Source organism: Flavobacterium sp. OHVDL-2026-0007 (genome assembly GCF_059882335.1).
In genome coordinates, this window is the sequence record NZ_CM187612.1 from 4,534,966 (window position 1) to 4,541,486 (window position 6,521).

Below are 6,521 nucleotides of genomic sequence, written 5' to 3' on the forward strand. Positions count from 1 at the left end.
GACCTTACAAAAAGAATAAATTTTGTATGTTTGCGCCCTAATAAAAAAATACAATACACAGTTATGGGATTGTTTAAACGAAATCCTTTCGGACACATATTATTCATCAAAAAATGGTTAATCCGTATTTTGGGGGCCATGACGCACCGAAGATATAGAGGTTTTAATGAGTTGCAGATTGAAGGATCTGAAATAATCAAAACCTTACCAGATACCAATGTGTTGTTTATTTCGAATCACCAGACGTATTTCGCTGATGTGGTGGCTATGTTTCATGTGTTTAATGCTAGTTTAAGCGGGCGCCAAGACACGATCAAGAATATTGGCTACTTGTGGCAGCCAAAAATGAATATTTATTACGTAGCGGCAAAAGAAACGATGCAGGCGGGTTTACTACCTCGTATATTAGCTTATGTTGGAGCGATTACTGTAGAAAGAACTTGGAGAGCTAAAGGAGTTGATGTGACAGAAAAGCGTGAAGTGAACCCAAACGACACAGAGAATATTAGAATTGCCCTTGAAGATGGTTGGGTGATTACCTTTCCACAAGGAACCACTAAATCATTTAAGCCTGTTCGTAAAGGAACAGCGCATATTATCAAGCAACACAGACCCATTGTTGTGCCAATTGTAATCGATGGTTTCCGTCGTTCGTTTGATAAAAAAGGTTTGCGAATGAAAAAGAAAGGCATACTACAATCTTTCATTATCAAAGAACCTCTTGATATTGATTATGATAACGATACTATTGAACAAATCGTGGAAAAAGTAGAATTTGCTATCGAGCAACATCCTTCATTTTTGAAAGTAATTCCGGCCGAAGAAATTAAGGCGGAAGAAGAACTTAACAAGTTGAGAAGATGGGATTACTAAACAAAAGCAGATCTCTTTTTTAGATCAAGTTCTTTAGAATACTAGCCTAGTTTTTTTGTTTTTTACAAATCGATCTTTTTCAATTCCCTGTAGTTATCATGTAATCTGCGTAATAGCGTTCCGTATACCAATCTGTAAATACACCAGAAGAGTCCGAATAAACCTAATATAATCAAGATTAGGATTCCGATAGTGAAAAATACTGTTTTTCCATTGGCGGCTAATTGATCTCTTAGAAATGCCATGTCAGGATTGTAAACAAAAGCCACAAAATAACCTAAGATGGTAGAGACCACAATCATGGCTAAGTTGTACCATACAAAGTATTGAACCGTTTTTCTGGTTTTTAAAATGGCACTCATTAAGGATTTTGTAGCTACTGTGGTCGAAATTGTTCGATAATTTTTGTAAAAAAGATAAAGAAAAATTAGGGTTATTATATAGTTAAGGTAGGTAATGTAATCAAGGGCTAATACAATTTCCGGGTGATTCATTTTTTGATATAACTCATCTGTATTGATGAATATGTTCGAAAAAGTCCAAAACAAAACCTCTACTATACTGATAATTAAAATCCACTTCACGATAGAAGATGATTTTTTATGAATCATTTTATAGATTTCGTTTTCAGAAATTTGTTGAAAAGAACCCGAGTTCTTTTGCCAGTCTTTTTTTAATAAATCCAGTTCTTTCATAATTCTTTTAAGGATTTAATATTTTTTTAAGTTTCCCTTTAATTCTATTCATTTTCACACGAGCATTCACTTCGCTGATCCCTAAGGTTTCGGCTATTTCTTGATAATCTTTGTCTTCTAAGTACATGTAAACCAACGCTTTTTCGATGTCATTGAGCTGATAAACGGCTTTGTACATCAATTTAATTTGTTCTTCCTCTTCATAGTTATAGTCAACATCTTTCATAAAATGCTGATGACTTTCATATTCTACCGTTGATACGGTGCGTTTTGTTTTTCGGTATAAAGTAATGGCTGTGTTTAAGGCAACGCGATACGTCCAGGTTGAAAATTTACTATCGCCTCTAAATTTTGGATACGCCTTCCATAACTGTATGGTAATTTCTTGAAACAAGTCTTTGTGAGCATCTTCTCCAGCAGTATATAATCTACAAATCTTGTGGATTATATTCTGATTTGCTTGCAATTGCGCAACAAATGACTGTTCTAGATTTTCGCTCATATTAGTATTAGTAGTATTGAAGTCGATTTTGTTACAAACTGGTTTTGTTTTTTTTACTACAGCTTGGATTGATCTTATTTTTTTAAGTTACTTATTGGGTTTCGAGGACTTCCTTTTAAGACTAGGGGAAAGCTGATTATAAGGGTTTGGTTTTGTAATAATTAATCATTAAATCAACAAACTTACTATAGCTGTCCATGCCTTCTTTTTGCTGATTTATTTTTAAGAAATTATCATAGAAAATATGAAAGCCTGTTTCAACAAAAGTTTCATATTGCTTCCAGAAATCCTGACTCTCTTTATAGTTTTTTAGAATTCCGGGATGGACGGTTTTTAGTGTTTTTTTAAACAGTTGTTCATCTTTTGCTTGTAGGATGCCTAAGCAATAGCGTAAAGCCATGCTGTAACCGGAATACTGAATATACAAATTGTCATTTTTCACCGAAGCCATGAATCCAATAAAGTTACATTCGCTCTCACTGGCGTATCCCATTTGATGAGCCATTTCGTGATTGGTAGTCATAGGGAAGCTATAGAGTGGGCCCAAGTCGTTGACTTGAGCTTCATTGGTAAAAGGGTTCAGGTAGCCGCCGAATCCCATATAGGTTAAGGGGAGGCTGAATAATGATTTTTTTACACTTAGACGGGAGTAGGTAAAATAGGGATATTCGGCAGCGAGATGTTCGTAGCCGTTCAGATTCATTTTAAAAACTTGCTCTTGTGAATAAGGAAACACCACTTTAAGATTGTTGTGTTTTGTTATTTGTGAGTGAACAGAGTTGGTCTTGGTGATGATTTTTTGAGTGAAGGCCAATAAATCGGCGTCTGAATATTCTCTTTGAATCTTCATTTTCTCAAATAGTGGTTCCCGGTAATAATTGAGTGCCCAGAGGAGATGGAAAAAGAAGTAAAAGATTGAAAGAACACTTAATATTTGGAGTAACTGATCTTTCCAATTGGTTTTCCAATATTTTCTGGTTGTCCAAATCCATCTTATCAATAGTACAATCAAAATCGCGTAGAGGCAATCGCCAACGGAAAAGGAGATGCTGCCCAAAGCTATTCTCAAAAACTGAGAAATTTTCAAGTACAATCCATTGCTGTAAAACTGCTCAATAGCTTCAGGGAAAAAAGGAATAATCTTTAAAAGGATAATCTGTAAGAGAAGTAATAAAGGTAAAATGTATTTTGATTTCACAGCATAAAATTTGAATACGTAAATATAAATACAATATCAATTAGTATCGAAAAAGAATTTAAACTTTGTAACTTTGAAGTTGGAAAATGTTAAACTTCAAACAAAACATAATGAGTCAAGAAATAAGAAATTTAGAACCAAAAGCGCTTTGGAATAAGTTTGCCGATTTAAATGCAGTACCTCGTCCTTCTAAAAAAGAAGAGCGTGTTATTGAGTTCATGAAAAACTTCGGTACCAGTTTAGGATTAGAAACTTTTGAAGATGAAATTCGCAATGTAATCATTCGAAAACCAGCCACACCAGGAATGGAAAATCGTAAAGCAATTGTTTTACAAGGACATTTGGATATGGTTCATCAAAAAAACGCCGACACAGTTTTTGATTTTGATACACAAGGGATTGACATGTATGTTGATGGGGATTGGGTTCGTGCTCGCGGTACTACACTAGGAGCAGATAATGGACTTGGAGTAGCGACGATAATGGCTATTTTAGAGAGTAAAGATATTCCGCATCCAGCAATTGAAGCTTTGTTTACCATAGACGAAGAAACTGGTATGACAGGAGCATTAAATTTAAAAGGAGGAATTCTTCAAGGTCAGATTCTATTAAATTTAGATACTGAAGAAGATGATGAAATTGATATTGGTTGTGCAGGAGGAATTGATGTAACGGCTACAAGAGCTTATAATGAAGAAGAAGTTCCGGAAGGTTCTGTTGGACATCTTATTACCGTAAAAGGTCTTAAAGGAGGTCATTCAGGTATGGATATTCATAAAGGATTGGGTAACGCGAATAAAATAATGAACCGTTTGTTGTTTGATGCATTTGAAAACTTCGGATTACAAGTAGCGGAGATCAACGGAGGAAGTTTAAGAAACGCCATTCCAAGAGAGAGTGTTGCTAAAGTGATCATTTCAGAAATGTTTGATGAAGCGTACATTTTTGACATGCAAGAAATTATCAATGATATTAAAGCAGAGTATAAAACCACTGAACCTAATCTTAGTATAGAAATCGTAAAATGCGATTTACCTAAAAAAATAATGGACTTAGGGGTTCAAGAAGGAATTATTCGTTCTATCTATGCTGCTCACAATGGGGTTTATAGAATGAGTGCGGATATGGATGATTTAGTTGAAACTTCAAACAATATTGCTCGCGTTATTGTAAAAGATGGTGAGATTATGGTAGGTTGTCTAACTCGTTCTTCTGTAGAAACTTCTAAATTTGATTTGGCTAATTCTTTGCGTTCTGCTTTTGAATTAGTTGGATGTGAAGTAGAGCTTTCAGGAAGTTACCCAGGTTGGACTCCGAACGTAAATTCTGAGATATTAGATGTTTTGGTAGGAATCTATGAAAAACAAAATAGTGAAAAACCAAAAGTTGTGGCTTGTCACGCTGGTTTGGAGTGTGGAATTCTAGGAACAAATTATCCAGATATGGATATGATTTCTTTTGGTCCAACCATTCATGGAGCACATTCACCAGACGAAAGAGCTAGTATTTCATCTGCTAAGAAATATTGGAAATTTGTGTTAGAAATTCTAGCCAATATCCCGGTTAAATAAGTAAAGGTATTTATTTAAATAAGTGAGAAACTACCCCCAAGAAGTTAAAAGCTCATTGGGGGTATTTTTTTATAATGCAAAGGTGGCATTTCTATTGAATTGATGATGCTCATTATGACCGACATAACCCAATTGATTGGTGATTAATTGAGTAGTACCTATCTGAAATTTGTCTACATTAGAATGATGGTGACCGTAAAGCCAGTAATCTATGCCGCTTTTTTCTATATAATCCGTTAAATCCGTTCTAAAGCCCTCGTTGATTGGACTATTAACATACTGCAGGGGATAATGTAGAGAAGTAGGGACATGATGAGTGATGACTACTTTTTTTTGAGCTTTTAATCCCGCCACAGTTTCTTGAATAAACTGTAAACTTTCTTGATGCAACAAAGTGTAATGCTCTGCATTGAATAAACGATCGTGGTCTTTTATGACTTTAAAATCAGACATACCTCGTTCGATCGCGGATTGTTTTTCTGGAGAAATATGGGACCATAGGGTGGAAAATATCAAATGAATTCCAGAAATTTCTTTTACGCAGTTGTTTACTAAAAAGACATTCTCTCGTATCTTTTCGTCTACTACACCAGTTCGGATATTGATGTCAGAATGGTAATATTCATGATTGCCTGGAAGCCAGTAAACGAGTTTAAAACGATCCGAGACATAATCTAGAAAATCTTGATGTCTGTCTAGTAAAGCAAAAGGAATAATGTCTCCAGCTAGAATCAAAATATCAGCTTGAGGATCAATCGGATTGGCAATTAGGTATTGTTTGTTCTCTCTAAATTCAAGGTGCAGATCGGAGCAATATTGTATTTCCATAAAATGCTTTTTTTAAAATTAATAAAAATTGATGGTTAAATTTTTAAATACAACAACTAATAAAGAAAGGCCAATTAAGTATAGCTTCTGGGATGGGTGTAAAATTGTTCTTCGTTAAACTCGTTTTTAAAAGTCTGTGTACGTTTTTTTTCAGCGTCAATGTGGGGATTCCTTTGGTTGGTGTAGTCATAATTTTGTTTTTTTTAAATTGTTAGATGTCCGAAAAATTGTATTTTTGTGTAATGCGTTGCAAGTAAGTATTAGATTGTGCCGTACCGAACCAATCGGACTTGTATCTTACCAATGCGGACTTGTATTTTACCAAACTGAATATTTTTTGTGAATTTTTAAATATCTTTGAACTATGAGCACAGCAACAAAATCAAAACACATAGGCAGAAATATCAGCCGAATTAGAGAGCTTAGAGGAATGAAACAAGAAGCGCTTGCTATTGCTATTGGTGTAAGCCAGCAGTCTGTTTCTAGTATAGAAGGAAGTGAAAGCGTTGATGAAGATAAATTAAATGCTATTGCAGAAGTTTTAGGAGTTACTGCTGAAGGAATCAAAAGTTTTTCAGAAGAAGCAGTGTTTAATATTATTGGGAATACCTATCATAATACCAGTAGTGATAATTCTACATTGATTGCAAGTTCAATGAATTATCAGCCAACTTTCAATCCTTTAGACAAGCTTGTTGAAGCTTACGAAGAGAACAAAAAACTATACGAGCGTTTGGTACAAGCCGAAAAAGAAAAAAATGAATATTTAGAAAAATTACTAAAGGTGAAATAGTCTTTATTAAAGATATTAAGTGTGGGAACTGTCTAAAATTTTTTAGGCAGTTTTTTTTTTG

7 protein-coding genes are annotated in these 6,521 nt (G+C 34.5%); 3 read left to right on the plus strand and 4 right to left on the minus strand.

The genetic code is table 11. The features are described from left to right. Nucleotides 1-63 precede the first annotated feature (63 nt). Entirely contained in the window at nucleotides 64-873 is an 810-nt protein-coding gene (locus tag AC51AA_RS18570; RefSeq protein WP_500703685.1) for a lysophospholipid acyltransferase family protein, read from the plus strand. A 62-nt stretch (nucleotides 874-935) separates the two neighbouring features. Here the strand turns inward: AC51AA_RS18570 and AC51AA_RS18575 are convergent, their stop codons facing one another. From AC51AA_RS18575 to AC51AA_RS18585, 3 genes are all read right to left on the minus strand, one after another. Beyond that, on the minus strand, nucleotides 936-1,568 hold the full coding sequence (locus AC51AA_RS18575) for a DUF8845 family protein (RefSeq protein WP_500703686.1): 633 nt from the start codon (nucleotides 1,566-1,568) through the stop codon (nucleotides 936-938). Nucleotides 1,569-1,575: 7 nt separating this feature from the next. Continuing rightward, on the minus strand, nucleotides 1,576-2,070 hold the full coding sequence (locus tag AC51AA_RS18580; protein WP_500703687.1) for an RNA polymerase sigma factor: 495 nt from the start codon (nucleotides 2,068-2,070) through the stop codon (nucleotides 1,576-1,578). 136 nt (nucleotides 2,071-2,206) lie between these two features. Continuing rightward, nucleotides 2,207-3,268 (minus strand): DUF3810 domain-containing protein, encoded by a 1,062-nt coding sequence (locus tag AC51AA_RS18585; protein ID WP_500703688.1) that lies wholly within the window; start codon nucleotides 3,266-3,268, stop codon nucleotides 2,207-2,209. Between the two features lie 110 nt (nucleotides 3,269-3,378). On the opposite strand from AC51AA_RS18585, the gene AC51AA_RS18590 reads away from it, so the two are divergent. Next, complete coding sequence (locus AC51AA_RS18590; RefSeq protein ID WP_500703689.1) at nucleotides 3,379-4,839, plus strand: aminoacyl-histidine dipeptidase; 1,461 nt, start codon at nucleotides 3,379-3,381, stop codon at nucleotides 4,837-4,839. 69 nt (nucleotides 4,840-4,908) lie between these two features. On the opposite strand, the gene AC51AA_RS18595 is transcribed toward AC51AA_RS18590, so the two are convergent. Next, nucleotides 4,909-5,667, minus strand: coding sequence for a metallophosphoesterase (locus tag AC51AA_RS18595; RefSeq protein WP_500703690.1), 759 nt, complete (start codon nucleotides 5,665-5,667; stop codon nucleotides 4,909-4,911). A gap of 364 nt (nucleotides 5,668-6,031) precedes the next feature. Here AC51AA_RS18595 and AC51AA_RS18600 point away from each other — a divergent pair, with 364 nt between their 5' ends. Next, the gene (locus AC51AA_RS18600) at nucleotides 6,032-6,460 is read left to right on the plus strand and encodes a helix-turn-helix domain-containing protein (protein WP_500703691.1); all 429 of its coding nucleotides are present in this window, start codon (nucleotides 6,032-6,034) and stop codon (nucleotides 6,458-6,460) included. Nucleotides 6,461-6,521: the final 61 nt, after the last annotated feature.